Source organism: Rhizobium laguerreae (assembly GCF_019778565.1).
GTDB lineage: Bacteria > Pseudomonadota > Alphaproteobacteria > Rhizobiales > Rhizobiaceae > Rhizobium > Rhizobium laguerreae.
In genome coordinates this window covers 688,504-706,835 of the sequence record NZ_JAAXQT010000002.1, presented here as the reverse complement: position 1 = coordinate 706,835, position 18,332 = coordinate 688,504, and the positions used below count along the sequence as shown (strand labels likewise).

General features: G+C 58.0%; 24 protein-coding genes and 1 tRNA gene. 22 read left to right on the top strand and 3 right to left on the bottom strand.

The genetic code is table 11. From position 1 onward, the window contains the following. The first annotated feature begins 9 nt into the window (after positions 1-9). The 12 genes from HFO71_RS10320 to HFO71_RS10265 all read left to right on the top strand — a co-directional run bounded on the left by HFO71_RS10320 (position 10) and on the right by HFO71_RS10265 (position 8,084). Entirely contained in the window at positions 10-405 is a 396-nt protein-coding gene (locus tag HFO71_RS10320; RefSeq protein WP_221987996.1) for a hypothetical protein, read from the top strand. A 60-nt stretch (positions 406-465) separates the two neighbouring features. After that, complete coding sequence (locus HFO71_RS10315) at positions 466-990, top strand: hypothetical protein (RefSeq protein WP_338150480.1); 525 nt, start codon at positions 466-468, stop codon at positions 988-990. Positions 991-1,187: 197 nt separating this feature from the next. Then, complete coding sequence (locus HFO71_RS36305; RefSeq protein ID WP_338150481.1) at positions 1,188-1,337, top strand: HNH endonuclease; 150 nt, start codon at positions 1,188-1,190, stop codon at positions 1,335-1,337. Further along, the gene (locus HFO71_RS10305; RefSeq protein WP_221987991.1) at positions 1,337-1,924 is read left to right on the top strand and encodes a hypothetical protein; all 588 of its coding nucleotides are present in this window, start codon (positions 1,337-1,339) and stop codon (positions 1,922-1,924) included. The genes HFO71_RS36305 and HFO71_RS10305 overlap by 1 nt, the downstream gene beginning before the upstream one ends. Then, positions 1,921-2,334, top strand: coding sequence for a hypothetical protein (locus HFO71_RS10300; RefSeq protein WP_221987989.1), 414 nt, complete (start codon positions 1,921-1,923; stop codon positions 2,332-2,334). Before HFO71_RS10305 ends, HFO71_RS10300 begins: the two co-directional genes overlap by 4 nt. A 1-nt stretch (position 2,335) precedes the next feature. Further along, a complete protein-coding gene (locus tag HFO71_RS10295) occupies positions 2,336-2,677 on the top strand; it encodes a head-tail connector protein (RefSeq protein ID WP_221987987.1) in 342 nt (113 codons plus the stop codon). Further along, positions 2,664-3,098 (top strand): HK97-gp10 family putative phage morphogenesis protein, encoded by a 435-nt coding sequence (locus tag HFO71_RS10290; RefSeq protein ID WP_221987986.1) that lies wholly within the window; start codon positions 2,664-2,666, stop codon positions 3,096-3,098. The genes HFO71_RS10295 and HFO71_RS10290 overlap by 14 nt, the downstream gene beginning before the upstream one ends. Further along, positions 3,095-3,514, top strand: coding sequence for a DUF3168 domain-containing protein (locus HFO71_RS10285; RefSeq protein ID WP_221987984.1), 420 nt, complete (start codon positions 3,095-3,097; stop codon positions 3,512-3,514). Before HFO71_RS10290 ends, HFO71_RS10285 begins: the two co-directional genes overlap by 4 nt. Next, the gene (locus HFO71_RS10280) at positions 3,514-3,825 is read left to right on the top strand and encodes a phage head closure protein (RefSeq protein WP_221987982.1); all 312 of its coding nucleotides are present in this window, start codon (positions 3,514-3,516) and stop codon (positions 3,823-3,825) included. The genes HFO71_RS10285 and HFO71_RS10280 overlap by 1 nt, the downstream gene beginning before the upstream one ends. Then, positions 3,822-4,211 (top strand): phage terminase small subunit P27 family, encoded by a 390-nt coding sequence (locus HFO71_RS10275; protein ID WP_221987980.1) that lies wholly within the window; start codon positions 3,822-3,824, stop codon positions 4,209-4,211. Before HFO71_RS10280 ends, HFO71_RS10275 begins: the two co-directional genes overlap by 4 nt. Positions 4,212-4,348: 137 nt before the next feature. Further along, complete coding sequence (locus tag HFO71_RS10270) at positions 4,349-5,821, top strand: terminase large subunit (protein WP_221987978.1); 1,473 nt, start codon at positions 4,349-4,351, stop codon at positions 5,819-5,821. Between the two features lie 10 nt (positions 5,822-5,831). Beyond that, positions 5,832-8,084: a tape measure protein gene (locus tag HFO71_RS10265; protein ID WP_221987977.1), complete on the top strand. Its 2,253-nt coding sequence runs from the start codon at positions 5,832-5,834 to the stop codon at positions 8,082-8,084. Between the two features lie 1,374 nt (positions 8,085-9,458). Here HFO71_RS10265 and HFO71_RS10260 read toward each other — a convergent pair. Further along, complete coding sequence (locus tag HFO71_RS10260; protein WP_221987975.1) at positions 9,459-9,677, bottom strand: hypothetical protein; 219 nt, start codon at positions 9,675-9,677, stop codon at positions 9,459-9,461. 167 nt (positions 9,678-9,844) lie between these two features. Here HFO71_RS10260 and HFO71_RS10255 point away from each other — a divergent pair, with 167 nt between their 5' ends. Genes HFO71_RS10255 through HFO71_RS36300 form a run of 4 tightly spaced genes read left to right on the top strand, consistent with a single transcriptional unit; the run spans position 9,845 to position 10,852 of the window. Beyond that, the gene (locus HFO71_RS10255) at positions 9,845-10,126 is read left to right on the top strand and encodes a hypothetical protein (RefSeq protein WP_221987973.1); all 282 of its coding nucleotides are present in this window, start codon (positions 9,845-9,847) and stop codon (positions 10,124-10,126) included. Further along, positions 10,126-10,314 carry a hypothetical protein gene (locus HFO71_RS10250; protein WP_221987971.1) on the top strand — a complete coding sequence of 63 codons (189 nt, stop codon included), beginning with the start codon at positions 10,126-10,128 and terminating at the stop codon, positions 10,312-10,314. Before HFO71_RS10255 ends, HFO71_RS10250 begins: the two co-directional genes overlap by 1 nt. Before the next feature lie 50 nt (positions 10,315-10,364). Next, positions 10,365-10,571, top strand: coding sequence for a hypothetical protein (locus tag HFO71_RS10245; RefSeq protein ID WP_221987969.1), 207 nt, complete (start codon positions 10,365-10,367; stop codon positions 10,569-10,571). Beyond that, positions 10,568-10,852 (top strand): DUF2293 domain-containing protein, encoded by a 285-nt coding sequence (locus HFO71_RS36300; RefSeq protein ID WP_221987968.1) that lies wholly within the window; start codon positions 10,568-10,570, stop codon positions 10,850-10,852. The genes HFO71_RS10245 and HFO71_RS36300 overlap by 4 nt, the downstream gene beginning before the upstream one ends. A 5-nt stretch (positions 10,853-10,857) precedes the next feature. Here the strand turns inward: HFO71_RS36300 and HFO71_RS10235 are convergent, their stop codons facing one another. After that, positions 10,858-12,429 carry a DUF262 domain-containing protein gene (locus HFO71_RS10235; RefSeq protein WP_221987967.1) on the bottom strand — a complete coding sequence of 524 codons (1,572 nt, stop codon included), beginning with the start codon at positions 12,427-12,429 and terminating at the stop codon, positions 10,858-10,860. 171 nt (positions 12,430-12,600) lie between these two features. On the opposite strand from HFO71_RS10235, the gene HFO71_RS10230 reads away from it, so the two are divergent. The 3 genes from HFO71_RS10230 to HFO71_RS10220 all read left to right on the top strand — a co-directional run bounded on the left by HFO71_RS10230 (position 12,601) and on the right by HFO71_RS10220 (position 14,198). After that, positions 12,601-12,900: a PadR family transcriptional regulator gene (locus HFO71_RS10230; RefSeq protein ID WP_221987966.1), complete on the top strand. Its 300-nt coding sequence runs from the start codon at positions 12,601-12,603 to the stop codon at positions 12,898-12,900. Further along, entirely contained in the window at positions 12,897-13,388 is a 492-nt protein-coding gene (locus HFO71_RS10225; protein WP_221987965.1) for a hypothetical protein, read from the top strand. Before HFO71_RS10230 ends, HFO71_RS10225 begins: the two co-directional genes overlap by 4 nt. 213 nt (positions 13,389-13,601) lie before the next feature. Next, positions 13,602-14,198, top strand: coding sequence for a hypothetical protein (locus HFO71_RS10220; protein ID WP_221987964.1), 597 nt, complete (start codon positions 13,602-13,604; stop codon positions 14,196-14,198). A 414-nt stretch (positions 14,199-14,612) separates the two neighbouring features. Here the strand turns inward: HFO71_RS10220 and HFO71_RS10215 are convergent. Next, positions 14,613-14,686 (bottom strand) — tRNA-Gln (locus HFO71_RS10215). 162 nt (positions 14,687-14,848) lie between these two features. On the opposite strand from HFO71_RS10215, the gene HFO71_RS10210 reads away from it, so the two are divergent. Genes HFO71_RS10210 through HFO71_RS10200 form a run of 3 tightly spaced genes read left to right on the top strand, consistent with a single transcriptional unit; the run spans position 14,849 to position 17,950 of the window. Then, complete coding sequence (locus HFO71_RS10210; protein WP_221987963.1) at positions 14,849-15,757, top strand: MBL fold metallo-hydrolase; 909 nt, start codon at positions 14,849-14,851, stop codon at positions 15,755-15,757. A 16-nt stretch (positions 15,758-15,773) separates the two neighbouring features. Next, positions 15,774-16,232, top strand: a complete 459-nt coding sequence (locus tag HFO71_RS10205; RefSeq protein ID WP_221987962.1) for a thiol-disulfide oxidoreductase DCC family protein — start codon at positions 15,774-15,776, stop codon at positions 16,230-16,232. Beyond that, positions 16,229-17,950, top strand: coding sequence for a saccharopine dehydrogenase family protein (locus tag HFO71_RS10200; protein WP_221987961.1), 1,722 nt, complete (start codon positions 16,229-16,231; stop codon positions 17,948-17,950). Before HFO71_RS10205 ends, HFO71_RS10200 begins: the two co-directional genes overlap by 4 nt. Positions 17,951-18,332 lie beyond the last annotated feature (382 nt).

Genomic DNA, 18,332 nt, shown 5'->3' with positions numbered 1-18,332 from the left:
GAACCGGCCATGAAGGACACCTATCACGATAACAAGGCCGTGCAGGCGCTTGCCCCTGCCGTTGTCTCCGCAGCGGTTGCGGGATCTCCCGTTGACCTCTCCGGCTTCGACAGTGCGCTTTTTGTCATCAACACGGGCGCGATTGCCGGTTCCGGTGACTTCGGCGTGAAGCTTCAGGAAAGCGACACGACCACGGAAGCCGATTTCGCTGACGTGGCACCGGCTGACCAGCTCGGCACCGTCCCGGCCACCCTTGCCGCGAACAGTGCCTATCGTCTTGGCTACATCGGTTCGAAGCGCAAGCGCTATGTCCGCATCCTGGTCACGAAGGCAGGCGGCACGTCGATCGCGCTCGGCGCGACGGCTGTTCTCGGCCATCCGGCCATCGCCCCGGTGGCGGCCTAAGCCATGACTTTTAAGCGGCCCGCATATGAGGAAGTGACGATTGCGCACGGTGGAAACACCGTGACGCTTCGCCCTACCTTGCGGGCTGCTACTACCCTTGAGGCACGTCACGGCTTCCCCGCATTGTTTCGGGCACTCGGCGATTTCAACGTGATCGTGATTTCAGAAATCATTCTGACGGCCTGTTCCGACCGGCAGAGTGCAGCGGCCCTCCTGTCCTCTCTCTCGGGAAGGCCGCTCTCCCCTTTCTTCATGGCCGTGCATAAGCCGCTCGGCGATCTCGTGGAAATGTTCCAGATCGCACCCGATCCAAAGGCGAAGCCCTCGACTGGTAAGGAAACTGCGTGGCAGGATCTCTATCGGATGCTCTATCGCACGGCGACCGGCGCTCTCGGCTGGACCCCGGAAGCCGCTTGGAACGCCACGCCGACCGAAATCAACGAAGCTTGTATCGGCAGGTTTGGCGATGGCGAGAAGCAGCCCGACGCCGAACAGGCGGCGCAGAACGAAGCGCTTGGCCTCGACCCCGAATTTGATCGCGCAGGGCTTCGCGCCCTGAAGGCAAAGATTGCAGGTGGCGCGTGAACCGTCGTCCGCCCCATCTTTGCCAGTGCGGCACCCGGATCATCCCGCACGGCGAGCGTTGCCCGTGCCAGATCAGGGCCAACCGCGAGCGTAACGCCCGGTATGACGCTCTTCGCGGCTCGGCATCCTCACGCGGCTATGACGCGGAATGGCGTAGGGCGAGCCGCACCTACCTGCTTGAGCATCCCCGTTGCGCGATGCCCGCATGCGGCAACCCCGCCACCCTTGTTGACCATATCGTTTCAATCCGCCGCGCCCCGCATCGTCGGATGGACCGCAGCAATTGGCAGAGCCTTTGCGCGCCTTGCCACAACTCAATCAAGCAGCGCTTGGAAAGGAATATCTAATGGATACCGAAACCCTCAAGATCGATTGCCCTGCAAACGTCTGGACGAAGGTCGCTGACGAACACCAGTCGATCTATATCCAGAATCAGGAACGCAAGGCTCTCAGGTTCTTCTTCGGATGGGAGCAGCCCGCAACCGACGCAGATGCCTACATCGTCTCCCAGGACTACAACCCTTCCGAAAAGCTCTTTTCCTTCGGCAATGCCAAGACCGGGCTTTGGGTAATGCCCGACGGTGATAGCGGCGCTTCGGTGGTGGTCGTTCGCACCCGGAGCGTAGAATTGGTGAAAGATCCGACGCTCGTCCGCACCGTGAACGCGCCGACCTATACGCTCAACAATGATGACTGGGGATATGTCCTCGACTTCACGCAGGGCACCATCATCACCGTTCCGGCGGAATTGAACGCCCGCTTTAATTGCGCGCTTCGGCAGGGTGGCGATGACCAGTTTGAGGTTGTCGCAGGTTCAGGCGCTGTCGTCGAGGAAATCGATGATCACTTCAAGTCGGAACAGCGCTTGGCGCTGCTTACGCTTTGCCGCTTCCCTGATGGCAAGTTCCAGATCATCGGAAGGACGGCAGCGTGACGCCCGCCGAACTCGAATATGACGACAACCTGTCTGTCGTAGGTGGTCACGAAATCCTTTGGCGAACGGTGCTCTTGAATTCCGTTCAAGAGGCATTCGGCATCGGCTTCGTCAATGAATCCGCGAAGAACCGCGTCATGATGATCCGCGATGCTCGAGACTACATCATGCGGCCTGCAAAGGGCTTCATCGACGTGTGCAATCTCGCCGGCTTCGATCCTGACGCAGTCCGTGAACGGCTCATCCCTCGCATCAAGGCCGCACCCTCGCCGGAAGAACTCGCCGTGGTCAAGTGGCCCAAGCGTAAGCCGGGGGTGGTCGCCGACTTTCCGAGCGTCTTAGGGACCGGCGGGGGGAGCAACGCTTTCGAGCGCGACCATTTAAGTTTTCACAAGCAAGGGCTAATGTAATATGACCATTGTCACCCTTTCGCTGTTGAAGGCGCACCTCAGCACCGACGATTTGCTGGACGGAAACGCCCTCGGCGATCTCGCCAGCGGCACCGACGAATTGCTTCAGCATTATCTAAAAGCCGCAGAAGCATGGGCTTCCGGCTATCTCGGCTTGCCGTTGTCCGACTTCGAACCGGACGTTCCCGGAGACATTGAACAGGCCATCCTTCAAATGGCCGCGCACCTTTACCAGAACCGCGAGGCCGCGCTTGTAGGTGTAAACGCCTACGATTTGCCCTTCGGAATTGTCGATTTTTTGCGAAAATATCGCAGGGAAGTGACTGGCCGTGCCCCGGAATAGCACCCTTTCGCAGCAGTCGGCGGAGCTTTCGAAGCGCCTTAACGCCATCCCGCAGGAGATTTTGGACGCCCTTCGGCCCGCGCTCCTGAAGTCCGGCGAGGAAGTTGCAGCGGCAGCGGCGACCTTCGCCGAAGCATCTCGCGATAGCGGCGCGCTCATTGACAGCATCGCCGTGACCGGCCCCGGCGAGACGACGCCCGCCTATGCCGAAGGCGGGGGCAAGCGCACGGCTGGACCCAATCAGGTTCTCGTAACCGTGGGTAATGACACGATGCGGCACGGCCATTTTATCGAGTTCGGCACCGTGAATATCGAGCCGCAGCCGTTCCTTCGTCCCGGCTTTCGCACCGTCAAGCCCCGGATCGAGCGGCGCACGAGCCGCGCCATTGCAACCGCACTGAAGAAGTATAACGCGCGATGATCGAACCTAGCCTTGCACTTCAGTCAACTATCGGCAACGCGCTCGCCGCTGACTCGGCAGTAACCGCCCTTGTTGACCCTGACAACATTCGCGGCGGATCGATGCGGCCCGAAGATTTCCCCTGCATCCTCATGGGCGGCGGGCATACGGAATTTCTCGGCCATGCGTCCGGTTCGCAGTATGTCGCCCGCGTGTCGTGCGACCTCCATATTTGGGCGCTGGAAGATGGCGCGGACACGGCAAAGGCTATCGGCTTCACGGCGATGAACGCCCTCAAGGCGGCCCCGGCAGCGGAAGGCTTTGCTATCGACGAATTTGCCTTACCAACTATCGTCTGGATGCGCGACCCGGACCCGAAGCAGTCTTATTGCCACGGCGTCATGACCGTGGAAGCCGTCATGCGGTGGTCCGTATAATGCGCGCCGGCAAGCTTAACCGCGTGATCTTCATCGATCGCCTGAGCGCACCCTTGAACGAGAACCGGACGCCGGTTCCCGCCTGGACGAATATTGCCACCCTTCGCGCCGAAGTTCTTCAGCATTCCGTGGACGAAGCGGAAGCCGACAGCGGCGAGCGCGACACCGACAGCATTACCTTCCGCACCCGGTTCTTCACCGGCCTGACGACAGCCGACCGCATTCGGTTTATGGGTCGCACCTACAACGTGAAGGGCTGGATCGAAATCGGCATTCGCGGCGGGCTGGAAATCAAGGCGGTTGCAGCATGACGCGCGGCCTGAAGCCCTCGACCATCATTCCCGGCAGTTCGCCCGTCACCGGCATCCCGAAGACGCCTTCCTACTTGAACAAGGAAGCGAAAGCGGAATGGCGTCGTGTGGCACCTATCCTTGCGATTGAGCGCAAGGTGCTCACCGATGCCGACCTTGCCACGCTCGAAACCTATTGCGTCCACTATGGCGCATTGCGGATGGCAGAGCGCGAAATTGCCGCAAACGGCCTTATCAGCGCTGGCAAGCGCAATCCCGCCTACGGCATTCTGAAGGAGTCCTCGCTTCTCCTTGTCCGTTGTGCTGGCGAACTCGGCTTAACGCCTTCGGCCCGGTCCCGCGCGTCCATGAACGAGTATGCCGACGATGACGAGGGTTTCGTTTGACCGCCCTTGTCATCTACCCGGAATGGCTTTTTGACGGCTCGCCTATCGAAGACACCTTCGGCGACGGCGAACGTGCCGTGCAATGGCTTCGCCGGAACAAGCATCCGAAGAACCCGGCACCCGGCCACCCGTTCCAGTTGGACGAATGGCAGGAGCGGATTATCCGCGCCATCTTCGGCCCGCGCAACCCGGACGGCACCCGCAAGATTAAGAAGGTGGTCATTCAGTTGGGCCGTGGTTCGCGCAAGACCGCGCTAGCTGCTGCCATCGTTCTGCTTTGCACGTTCGGCCCGGAGAAGATTCCCGGCGGGCTTATCCAGTCGGCAGCGTTCGCCCGCAAGCAGGCCCGCGAACTTTTCGAAGAGGTTGCGCTGATCGTGTCGCAAGATCGCCGCTACAACGGCACGGCGCGCGTCCGCGAATACAAGAGCCAGATTTCCAACCTGAAGACCCGCACCCGCTATGAAGCCGTGTCTTCGGAAGGTCTCGGCCAGCACGGTTCCACGCCGTCCGTCGTCGTGGCCGATGAGCTTCACGCTTGGACGACTGAAAAGCATCGCGAGCTGTGGCGCGTCCTGTCTTCCGCGCTCGACAAGACGAACAACAGCCTCATGGTGGTGCTAACGACGGCAGGACGTGGGCAGGAGACGCTTGCCTATAAGGAAGTCTCAGCCGCGAAGAAGATCCAGCTCGGCCAGATCGTTGACCCGCATGTGTTGCCGGTCATCTTCGAAGCTTCGGCTGACGTGGATTGGAAGAACGAAAGTAACTGGCACAAGCTGCTTCCGGGCCTTGCCAGCGGCTATCCGTCATTGCAGGCGTTGCGCGAACGCAAGATCAAGGCGGAATATTCGGTCATCGAGCGCGAGATTTTGCAGCAGCTTTATCTCGGCGTTTGGCAGAACCAGAGTGCCAGCCCGTTTGTCGATATGGCGACCTATGACCGTTGCGGCCTTCCTATCGACTTCAAGGCGCTTGCTGGTAAGCCTTGTTTCCTCGGCGTGGACCTGTCCGAAATTTCCGATCTAACTGCCGTTACCGCTGCGTGGCCGACCGATGACGGCGGGTATATCGTCAAGCCGTGGTTCTTCTGCCCTGAAGACGCCCTTGCTAAGAAGTCGCGTGTTGAAGGCGTGAACTATGACGAGTGGGTCAAGGCAGGTTTCATCACGCCGACGCCCGGTAAGTCCGTCAACTACGACTTTGTCGAAGACCAGATCAGGCAGATTTGCGAAGACCATGACGTTCGCCAGATCGCTTTTGATCCATGGCGGGCGCAGAAGACGCAGCAGAACCTTATGGACGATGACTTGCCGGTGGTCGAATATCGGCAGGGCTTTAAGTCTATGTCGCCTGCTTGCGATGAAGTTGAACGCGCCATCATCGAAGGCAAGCTCTACCACGCGGGCAATCCTATCCTTCGCTGGAATTTCGACAACGTCGCCGTCGTGAGAGACGCAGCCGGGAACCGCAAGTTCGACAAGTCGAAGAGCCGCGACAAGATCGACGGCGCAGTTGCCACGCTCATGGCCGTGCACTTTGCAGCGATCTATCAAGACAACGCTTCCCACTATAACGACCCGGACAGCGCCGGGATTTTCACCTTTTGAGGAATAGCTAATGAATACTCCGCTCCCCGGTCTTGTGGTCGATATCGAAGGCCGCGTTGATAAGCTCGAAAAGGCGATGGCGAAGGCCAACGACGTGCAGCGCCGTGGCACCAAGAGCCTTGAGGCCCGCGCGCGGCAGTCTGCACAGAACATCGAGCGGAGTTATGCGAAGGCAGCTTCCGGCATTCGCAACACCGTCAGTTCTATCGGCAACGTCTTCGCCGGTGTCGTCTCGGCGAATGCCGCGAAGGATCTCATTGATAGCTCCATCAAGATCCAGAACCAGCTCAAGACGACCGGCCTTGCTGGCAAGGAATTGAAGGGCGTTTACGACCAGCTTTTCGCCAGCGCTCAGAAGAACGCCGCGCCTCTTGAAGCCCTCGTGACGCTCTATAGCCGCACGTCCGGCGCAGCGAAGGACTTGGGCGCAAATCAACAGGACTTGCTCAGGTTCACCGATGGCGTGTCGCTTGCAATGCGTGTTTCCGGCCAGTCGGCAGGCGAAAGCGCGGGCGCTTTGCTTCAGCTTTCGCAGGCGCTCGGCAACGGCACGATTCAGGCCGAAGAATATAATTCGCTGCTTGATGCCGGTCGCCCGCTCCTTCAGGCCGTCGCATCCGGCATGACCGAAGCGGGCGGTTCGATTTCGAACCTCACCCGGCTTGTGAAGGATGGCAAGGTTTCGTCCGAAGCCTTCTTCCGCGCGTTTCTTGCCGGTCTTCCGACCCTTCAGCAGCAGGTGGCCGGATCGGAAGCGACCATTTCCAGCAGCTTTGTGCGCCTTCAGAACGTGCTTATCGACGCGGCAGGGCGCTTCGATCACTCCGCAAAGGCTTCGAAGGCATTTGGCTCTGTCATTGATGGCATTGCGGCTTCTATCAACGCCGTGAACTTCGATAGCTTGATAACCCAGATCGAAGCAGTGACGACCGCTGTTCAGAATGGCATTGCGACCCTGAACAGCTGGGCCGACCAGCTCGGCACGCTCACCGGCGCGAGTAATCTCGGCGAATTGATCGTCAATTCATTGCCGGGTGACACGACCGTTAAGTCGATTGCCGGTATGAAGATCATCCAGACCGACGCCGTGCAGCGCCGCGTTACGGACGCATTCGACGCACCCGCTACGAATAACGGCGGGCTGACGCCCGAACAGATCAAGGCATTCGCCACCAATTCCGGCGCGATCGCGGGCGCAGAAGCGGCAGCGAAGGTTCCCCGCCTGCCGGCTGCACCGGCAGTGGAAGCGGTCAAGCCCGTCTCGCTTGCCGATTACCCCATTGCGCCCACGAGTGCTGCACCCGGCAGTGCCAGCGGCGCGGGCCGTCGCGCAGGCGGTGGCGGGGGTAGCAGTGACAGTTTCGCCCGCGACCTGCAGGAGCTTCAGTCTCGCACCCAGGCCGTTCAGTCGGCGACGGCAGCGCAGGCCGCGTTGAACCCTTTGATTGATGACTACGGCGCGGCACTGGCGACGGCGCAGGCGAAGCAGCAGCTTATGAACGCTGCCCAGCAGCAGAATAAGACCGTAACCCCGGAAATGGCAGCCCAGATCGATGCGGCAGCGCAGGCATATGGGCGGGCGACGGCAGCGGCTGAACAGCTTCAGGAGCAACAGGACAACGTAAGGCGCTCGGCAGAAGAAGCCCTTGGCACCGCCCGCGACGTGACCAAGGGGCTTATCTCCGACCTCGCCAGCGGCAAGAGCGGCGCGGAAGCCCTGTCGAATGCGCTCGCTAAGATCGGCGATGCGATCTTGAACAACCTTCTCGACAAGGTATTTGATCTGAAGAACTTCACCGGCACGGGGAGCGCCGGGGGTGGACTCTTCGGCGCCATCGGTTCCCTGCTTGGCTTCTCCGGTGGCGGGTGGACGGGATCGGGCGGGAAGTATGAGCCGAAGGGCATCGTTCACGGTGACGAATACGTCATGACGAAGGAGGCAACCCGCCGCATCGGCGTCCAGGCGCTCAATGCAATGAACTATGGCCGGGTGCCCGGCTACGCCGAAGGCGGCTATGTCGGTAACGCCCCGGCAATCCGCAAGCCTGACCTCGTGGCCGCGAACGGCAATACCGCGCCTGCCGCGCCCGTAAACATCAATACGAACGTCACCGTGAATGCCAGCGGCGGAACGCAGGACCAGAATGCCGACCTTGCGGCCCGCATCGGCAAGCAGGTGGAACAGCAGTTGAAGAGCATGGTGCAAGAGCAGATCAGGCTTGCCTCACGTCCCGGCAACTTCATGAATACCAGGAGCCGCTAAGCCTCTGACGCAACTTAAGCTAAACGACAAGTGAGGATTCACTTCAGGAATAAAATCCTGTATAACTGGTGTTACTGGGTTTTTTAGCGGATTAACGCCGTTGCGCACGGTTTTTCGCTATAACACGAAGAAGCCCCCGGCATGTGCTATTTGCCGAGGGCTAGGAATGCTGCTTCTGATTTCAGCAAGGACATTAATAGGATTAAATTCCTCTTATGTCAACTCTGTTTCGGTAGCTCCCTTGCGGAGTGTCGTTAGCTCCACGAGGACCATACTGGCCTTGAATGCGAGGGCGATACCGGGAACATGACCGGCGCTATCAGTCAGCCAGAGACGAACGGAAGATCATGCTGACCGGCTCCCCGATGGAGAACATCGGACGCTTCAGCGGGTTATCGCCGCACCGGGAAAACCGCGTGGAATGGATGCAATAAAAGATGGACGCAATGTGAAACGCTGACAGGATCAGCAACCACAACGTCCAGTCACGTGTCGATTGAAGGGAAGTCGAGCGTGGCGCTTACCGCTTTGCCCGCAAGGGCAGGATATCGGAGTGCTGCTAGGCAAATGGAAGCCGCCTAGCCGGTCTAACGGACCAGAACTCTTCACCACCTGTTTGACGCAGAAAATCCCCCTCGACTTGAACGACCGCCGACCTCGTGTCGGCTTTTATATGTCGTTCAAGTCGAGGGGGAATAAGTCCTATTCCCGCAGGTGATTATGATGTGTGACGATTTAAGTAGATGCTGAAACAGTCCAGCGAGCGATAGCGAGCAGGGCAAGGCCGAAGGCCGCGCAGGGAGGGAGCGAAGCGACCGAGTGTCTAACTATTTCGAATGCCAGCTTACGGACCATTCGCCTACTCCCCAAACACCGCTGACCGGTGATTGCTCAATGACATTCCACGCCAATAATCGGTGACTGTCTTGGATTGTTCTTCCTTCAAGGAGAAGCGCCCGCTTTAGGTGCTCTTTAATCCACACGGGTATTCGAGAGGCGATGCATTCCGCTAGCTCACTCGACGACATAACTCCATGCGTCTGTAGTCCGGTCTCGTCTTCAATCACGCAGTCATAAAGCGCCATCTTCATCTCAAAAGTTATCGCTCGCGATCTTATGTTCCCGCTCGATGATCCCGTTATAACTCAACTACCGGGGTAAGCTCTCTCGTTGTCCTGATTAGGAAAATCAAGAACGCCGGACGCAGCGGCTTCCATCTTTGCGTCCGGCCGACAGGGTGTTTGCTGACACTTCGCCCTGTTATTGATACCCCTACGTTTGCATGGCGTAGGGGTATCTTTTGCTTCAAGATAAGTAAGCATTTACTTATTATAATTTGAATTCAAATACTTAAACCGAAACTCGCTTGCCAAATCACTTACGTTGAATCATCCCTGTTGCTGTCAGCAAACAACAGGGAATTTCTCCATGCAGGATCAATACATTTACGACGATGCCTATCATTGCGCGCTCGATCGGCTTGAAGCCATCGCCCGGACCTTCGAACCGGCAGCGCCCGACGATCTCCGCACCCGGATCATAGAAGTGCTCGGCGATCTCGGCATTTGGCCAATTGATTGCCTCGTGGCTCAAGATGAGTTTACACCCCGCCTAGTCGCCTAATGAAATCAAGCGCTTATCACTCACCTATAAAATCCTATTGAAAAGTAACTCGCTTTCAAGCTTAAGCGAAAACTACCGAAACGGCTGCAACCGCTTCGGTAGATCGAAACCCCAGACCTACAATGAAAGAGGTTCTTATGACCGCAAATATCATGCTGCCCGCATACGCCGCAATGGTCATGAATGGCACTCCGACCGAGCAGATGGGCCGGCACCAGTTCAATAGCTACCTTCACGAGCTCTTTAAGTGCAAGCGCGAAAACACCGTTACTGCAGACGAGGTTTATGAAGCTGACGACTTCTATGTCGAGGTGTTCAAGAATACCCCGGACGGCCCCATGGTCGCGGTGCATGATGCATCGTCTCAGTTGGTCGAAATCTACCGGTATTCAACTGACACGATGCAGGATGCAGCATAATGCCGCTGCCGAAGAACACCCCCGCCATCTTTGACGAAATTCTTGCTGACTACCGGCACGGCACTATCGACGCTGACGCAGTCCGCGAACATATCGCCGACGCGACCAAGGCCGATGCGGCATTGCAGAAGTTCAAGGATGAGCATCTTGCCTGGACCGACTACGACGACTCCGTTCAATGGCTGTGATTCAGCTTGGCCCGCCTTCGGGGCGGGCCTCTTCTTGCCAAGGAGGTGCCATGACCATCAAATACGAAGGTCTTACGTCGAAAGAAGCGGACAACCTCATGACCGGCCTTATCGGGGTTATCGTTTGCGCAGAACTCGCCACGGCTCGGAGAATGACGCCCGCCGAGTGGGAAGACCGGGACATTTTCCAATGGTCCGATAGCATTGCGATCGCGATCTATCGCGCAGTCGAGAACCGGCGCAAAGGCGCACCGTGACGAAGTTCGCTGAAGCGGCGATCGAAAAGCATATCAGGCGGAAGCACCCCGGATGCCCTGATTTTGCAGTCGCCTTCTTTGTCGCCGAAATCCGAAAGAAAGATTGGAAAGGTGCATCCCTTGGCATGGCTGTAGGCATCACCATGCAGAACGTGCTTCGGCATACGATGACCGACTATGACCAGTTGCTGCTTGTAGGCCTGGACCGTGCAGAAGCCCGGCGACGGGTTCAACCGAAGATTAGCGCTTTGATTGCGACCTGGAAAAAGCGAAGCTATTGAATGTCCTAATCGTCTCCCATGAGCTTCAAAGCAGTATCGGATAGGATTTGAATTCTCTGCTGGAGGAAGCTTGGATAATCAATATTCTGAAAATCTGGGGGGCACAGCGCCTGCTCCACATACTTCGGGATATTCTCATTTCCAAATTTTTCAATGTAATCTACAGGAGACTTGTCACGAATTGCGTTATTATCTGATCTAGTTAAAAAGCAAATATTCGCCAGCACGTTGATTGCGTTTGGAGCAACATCAATCCTTTCGAGATACTTTCGCGGAAAAATATGGTGATACTCATGTTGACTGGCTTTTTTGAGTATCTTTGATGTGTCTATTTTCGCGCCACTGACGAAGGAATGGGGTCTGCGAGAATTCAACAACAGGATTAAGGTCTTAGAATTTGCATTGCCAGCAGAAAAATTGCCCATAAAGAAGACCGCGTTTTCTGCGCGCGGTAAGCGAAACTCGTGATTTTCATTCTCTTTGAGCCGCCGAAACTCGACAATATCGGCAGCCTGCCGTTCGTTGACGTCGGATGAAAATCTCCTGGAGAATAGCGCACGCCAGAACCATTTTGTGATGACCTGCTTTTGCTTGTCGGTGTAGGGGTGGCCTTCCGCCTTCTCCGTCGCAAAAAATGCACTAAGGGGAACCATGATACCAGGGAATGGAAGGAGCTTGTATTGCTGGACATCCAGCTCACGCTTAAGGAAATCAATCGCTCCGATGATGCCGCGCTCTATCTCGGAAAAACGCTGGCGTATGTCCTCACCCTTCAGTCCAATGATGTCTGACGGCGTCGTTTTGCCGTGAATCACACCGGCGCAAATGCGGAGTTGCAGGTCTTGATCATTGCAGAGATCTTCGTAGCCATGCTCTGCAATTTGAGCCTGGAGAGACCTAAATTTTTCCACGAGATCGAAATCATCCGACCAGCTCCAAGCGGTCAATAGTTCGAATATTTCGAGCGGAGTGCCCGCACGATTGATGCGTTCAAATACAATTGCAACCTTGTTGCGATCGCCGGACTCAAATGTTTCGTTCGGAATTAGATACTCTTTGAACCGGTCCTGGAGTGAAACAACTTTATTCAAATTCTCTTCAGAGAGCTTTAATGTCGCAGCCCTGTAAGGCGCAGGATCAAACAGACTCTTAACAGAAAAATGTCGCTCCGGATCGACCTCGCTCTCAGTTAAACAAAGGAACAGCGACTCTTGCATGTCGTCTTTCGCAAGCATGTCGAAATAGACGTCTGTGAATTCGTCGTTGACAGGCTTGAGATCCGTCTGAAAGACGCTGAATAGACTTGTGATACGCTGCTGCCCATCCAGAACGTAGTTGACGGGGTAATCTTTTTGCGGATCGGGCAAATTGAATGCGCCAAGCTTCTTTTCGGATTTTAGCCTATTATCGGTCTTCCAAAGTATGATTGTTCCTATCGGGAAGCCTTTGTAGATGCTGTCTAGTAGAAATGCCACCTGGTCGGCTTCCCACACGTAGTCACGCTGGAATGCGGGAATACGGATATCTCCGCTGTTAACCCGGTTGATCAATTTTCTGATGGTAAGCGGCTCGCCCATTTCATTTCCCCACTTGTCGTATCGAACTACTCAGATTCGCCCTTGAGTTGTCAAGAATTTGCGTTGGATCGCGCAGGGTTATTCAGCGCTAAGGCGCGCGCCTTGACCGACAGTCATAACCCCTGTAAGACTCACGATGCTTAATCGTTGTAAGACTCACAGGAGGCTAATTTGTTCGGAGCATCGAGCAAGGAATTCGAGATCTTGGATCTGCTTAAATCCGGCAAGCGCCTGTATGGCTTGGAGATGGTCAACGCCTCTGACGCGCTGAAGCGCGGATCGATTTACGTCTTCCTCGGCAGGATGGTTGAGAAGGGTTGGCTGGAATCGGCCCAGGAGAAGGAAGAAACAGTGCCCGGTCTTCCGCGGCGTGTCTATTGGATCACAGGTAAGGGTAAGGCTGTTTACGATCGCGCGGTAGCAACTCGCCAACAGTTCAATGCTTGGGACATCGAAGGAGCTAAGGCATGAAGTTTTGGTTTCGCCTTGGCATCTATCTACTCGTCTCGTGCGGCTTCGGCATAGGTGTCGGCTATTTTGTGACGATGCAACTCATGCCGTCGGGGACAGGCGCATTCTCGTTAATGTCGAAGTCGATGGTTGCCATCACGGCTTTTGCAGTTGCTTCGACAGGCGCGCTGGGGGTCATCAGGATGAGACTCTCGGCAGGTATCGAAATTAGGATTAAAACACCAGCCGGTCATACGTTCACCCGGATCCTCACGTTGTTCATTTCCAAGCGGCTGTTTTATAAGCACTTCGGACAAACGATTGCTGACAATCGCGAAGAGGTGAATAAAGCGCTTGCGCGTGGTGACTTCGAGGAAGCCGATAAGATCGGACGCGAGCTGAATATCGATCTGGTCCGTCAGATCCTGGAGCTGTTCATCAACCTCCCGGCGAGTATCGTCGGAAAAGTCTGGCAGTTCGCGAAAGGCGCGAAAAAGGGCGACGAGTAGTCGCCCTTTTTCATTTCAGAGCACCAGGTATTGGCGAGGGCGTCATACCCTCCGATCAGCACCCCATCGTGGAAGATCATCCGTTCCTTCAAGTGATTACTTAACTTATAGCCGGTCTCTACGGGATGCAGCGGAATTTTCTAATCCTTTTCTACTCCTTGTGTTCTGCCCGCGATTAGACAACTGTAAAGCGAGCTGTGGGAGGGCAAAGACATGGACGATGAAGTGAACGCAGGAGAGAACCAGACGGTTGTCACCTTCGACCTAGAGCGAAAGCCGGGAGATTGGGAGAAGCCGGAAACTCCGCATAATCCTGCCGGGCCGGTCCAGCGGTATTGCACAATCAACCCTGATGGAACGTGGGCGGACGAGACGGTTCTTGCATCCGACGGCCCAACTCCTGCCTGCATCCTCGCAGGTATTTGCTTGGACTATCTGCCTTTTGAGTGGTTCAGGAATGACATCTATGGCGTAAGCGTAGCGACAAAAGCGAGGGTGTTTCAGCGATGGAACACGATGACCAGTATCGACCCGAGGCGGGGCTACAATCAGATAATCTTGACCTCAATCTTTTACCTGAAGGGTCGTTTCAAAGACCCTACGGCCGCCTATAGAATGCCTGGCGGATCCGTAAACCGGCAGTGCGGCAGGGACTTGGATTTGGGTGCGACTGAATGGCCAGGCCGCGCGACTCCGGGGCCGGCGCAAACCTTTCACACTGATCCTTTTCCAACCTGGGATGCGAAAGCAACGCTGGAAATGCGTTATTGGCTCACGATACGAGACTGTGGCGCGGGCCCGCCACCGTAAAGGTGGGCGCCGAAACGCCTACCAGTATCTAGAACTCAGGTGTTCAAGGAGGGCGTCATACCTCCGACCAGCGCCCCGTCGTGGAGATCGTCGGGAAGGACTTGTAGCCGGCGTCCTTGAACCCGATCAATTTTGTCACAAAATTTAAGCCGTCACGACGTCACAAAATTCCATTTGGGATACTTAAAATTATCCATAAATATCAATCCGCCAAGCAGAACTACGATGAGAGTTTCGAGTTTTCGAGTCTCTCATCGCCTGCAATTATGGGCTGCCCCGAGTTTCGCGTTTGGGTGTTGAAGCCTACACGTGAATCCATCGAGTTCATGATACGGAAATATGCAGCGGAAGACTGCTACGGTTAGCTTTCGCTAATATTTACTATCTAATTGATTTCACTGCATAAATAACGCGTGGCTGGGGCGCCTGGATTCGAACCAGGGATGACGGTACCAAAAACCGTTGCCTTACCGCTTGGCGACGCCCCACCAGAGCTTGAGCGGAAACCACCTGCTCAAATCGACGCCTGATTAGCAAAGCTCTTCGCTTGTCACAATGACTAAGTTTAACCCGGCGCAGATTTATGCGCTGCGTAGCACCCGCCGTCGTGCTAGGAATTGGCGACGTCATCGGCCCGAGATCATTCCTTCATGGACAGTCCCGCATTCGACCTCGCTTTCGAGCCGGCCTATGGGCAGGCCGTGCCGGTTGTTTCAGGGGTCGAGCGGGTTACAGCGAACAATCCCGGGCCTTTCACCTTTTTCGGCACCAACAGCTATATCGTCGGCGCTTCCTCCGTCGCGGTCATCGATCCCGGCCCGGAGGATGAGGCGCATTATCAGGCGCTGATGGCAGCCCTTGGCGGCCGCGCGGTGACGCATATCTTCGTCAGCCACACGCATCGCGACCACTCGCCGCTGGCCAAGCGCCTGCAGGCGGCAACGGGGGCGGTGACGGTGGGGCAAGGGCCGCATCGGCCGGCGCGGCCGCTGCGCGAGGGCGAGATCAATCCCTTTTCCGAAAGCTCGGATCTATCCTTCGTGCCCGATATAACGCTCGGTGATGGTCAGACCCTGTCGGGCGATGGCTGGGCGCTGAGCGCGGTGCTGACGCCGGGGCACACGGCCAATCATGCCGCCTTCGCGCTTGCGGGCCGCGAGATCCTGTTCTCAGGCGATCATGTCATGGCCTGGTCGACCTCGATCGTGGCACCGCCGGATGGTTCGATGGCGGATTACATGGCCTCGCTCGAGCGGCTGATGGAGCGCCAGGACCGACTGCTGCTGCCCGGCCATGGCGGGCCGGTGACGGAGCCCGCAACTTTCCTCCGGGCGCTGAACGCGCATCGGCTGAAGCGCGAACAGGCGGTGCTGGCGCGCATCCAGGCGGGCGATGGGCGGATTGCCGAGATGGTGAAGGTGATCTATCGCGATACCGATCCGAAGCTGCATGGGGCCGCCGCGCTTTCCGTGCTCGCGCATATCGAGGATCTTTTGGAGCGCGGCGAGATTGCGGCGGATGGGCCGCCTTCGCTTGCCGCCCTCTACCGGCCGGCGTAAGGGAGATGAGGGGGAGATGATGATGCGGGCTCAAGCCGATTACAGCTATCGCGACGATGCCGATGTGCCCTCCTTTGCCGATGACCGGCCGTTGATCATCTTCGATGGCGAATGCGTGTTCTGCTCCGGCTGGGTGAAGTTCGCGCTGAAACATGACAAGCAGCAGCGATACCGGTTCCTGGCGGCACAGACGCCGCTCGGCGCCGCACTCTACCGGCATTACGGGCTGCACGCGCGCGACTATGAGACCAATATCCTCATCGAAAACGGACGAGCCTTCTTCAAGTCAGACGGCTCGATCCGCATGGTGGCGGGGCTCGGCTTTCCCTATTCGCTGGTGAAGATCTTTCGGCTGCTGCCGCGGCGGGCGGCCGATGCGCTCTATGAATTCATCGCCCGCAACAGGCTGAAGATTGCCGGCCGGCAAAGCTGCATGGTGCCGACGCCGGAGCAGCGCAGCCGGTTCATCGCATGAGCGACGAGAGATTTTGCCTGCTCATCATCGGCGGCTACGGCACCTTCGGCGGGCGGCTCGCCCAGCTGCTGGGCGATGAACCGCGGCTGAGGCTGCTGGTTGCCGGGCGCTCGCTTGAAAAGGCCGACGATTTCGTTGCGGATCTGCGGACGCCGAAAGATGGCGCCGAGGGCCTGGGAAGCAACAATCTCGGCGCGTTGGTGCAGGCCGTGGCCTTCGATCGTGACGGTGATCTCCCCGAACAGCTGACGCGGATGAGGCCCCATCTCGTCATCGATGCCTCGGGGCCGTTCCAGAGCTTCGGCAAGGATGGCTATAAGGTCGCCGAGGCCTGCATCGATCTCGGCATCGACTACGCCGATATTGCCGACAGCACCGGTTTCGTCGCCGGCATCGGTGGGCTGGATGCGGCCGCCAAGGCCAAGGGCACCTTCGCGCTCTCGGGGCTCAGCAGCCTGCCTGCGCTTTCCTTCGCCGCACTCGATGCGATGGCGCCACATTTCTCCCGGATCGAAAGCGTTTCGGCGGGCATTGCCCCCTCGCCGCATGTAAAGATCGGGCTGAATGTCGTCAGGGCGATCGCGACCTATGCCGGCAAGAAGGTTCCGGTGCTGCGGAATGGGCGGGCGGCCCCTGGGCGCGGGCTGATCGATGCGATGCGGGTGACGGTGGCGCCGCCGGGGGTTAAGCCGCTGCGCAGCCGGAAATTCCTGCTGGTGGATGCGCCGGATCTCACGCTGCTGCCGGCACGCTTTGCCGGCCTGCAATCGACCTTCACCGGGGTCGGCACGGAGCCGCAACTGCTGCAGCGCATGCTCAGCCTTGCGGCCAGGCTCGTGCGCCTCCGGCTATTGCCATCGCTGCAGCCTTTTGCGCGGCTGCTGCAGCGCGCCAGCCACGCTTTCGCGATCGGCGACCATCGCGGCGGCATGTACGTCCGTGTGGGCGGCGTCGATCACGCCGGACAGCGGCTGTCCTGCGGCTGGCATCTGATTGCCGAAGGTGATGACGGGCCGTTCATTCCGGTCATCGCAGTGGATGCGCTGGTGCGCCGGCTGCTGACCGGCATTCGGCCGGAAAATGGGGCGCGGCCGGCGGCGGGGGAATTGCAGCTTGCGGATTTCGAAGCCGCCTTCCAGCGGTTTTCGATCACATCCGGCATCACGATGGAAAACGCGGAGGCACGCCAGCCGCTCTACCAGAGAATCCTCGGCAGCGCCTGGGATCAGCTACCGCCGGCCACCTCCGCCCTGCATGCGGGTGGCGCACGCGTCGCCTCCGGCCGGGCGCGCATCGAGCGCGGCGGCGGGCTGCTGGCCAGGATCGTCGCCGGGGTAATCGGCTTTCCGAGAGCCGGCGAGGATGTGCCGGTCACGGTGCGTTTCGTGCCCGATGGCGACAGGGAGGTCTGGACACGGGATTTCGGCGGCACGGTGTTCCGCAGCTGGCAGGTCGAGGCAAAGGGCCGCGACCGGCATCTGCTCGCCGAGGTGTTCGGGCCGTTCCGCGTGCTGATGGCACTGGTGCCGGATGGGGAAAAGCTGCGGCTCGTGGTGCGCGGCTGGCGGTTTTTAGGGATTCCGCTGCCGATGTTTCTGGCACCGGGTGGCGATACCTATGAGGAGGAGCGCGATGGGCGGTTCCACTTCCACGTGGAGATCGGCGGGCGGCTGACGGGGTTGGTGGTGCGGTATACGGGGTGGTTGGTGGTGGAGTGAGGGGCGCGCCTTTGCGCGAATGGCTGCCCCTCACCCTAACCTTGGCGGGGTCGAGCCGCCCTCCGGACCCCCGTAAAAACGGGGAGAGGGAACGTGCCCTGCGAGAAATGGGCTAGGAACGGAGAGGTTGCGGCAATTTCCCTTCTCCCCTCGGGGAGAAGGTGCCGGCAGGCGGTTGAGGGGGCCACACGGCACACCCCTCTCGTAACAACCTGTCGGCGACGCCTTAAGACGATGCGGTCGAATCCCGCATAGACGTTGTAAGGAAAGACCGGCTTCGGCGGCCCCCTCATCGCAAGCGCTGTTTTCCTCGCACATTGACCAAGCGCGTTGGGCCGTTTCGAACACTACCGCTGTGACAGAGATGGCAAGAATTCGCCAT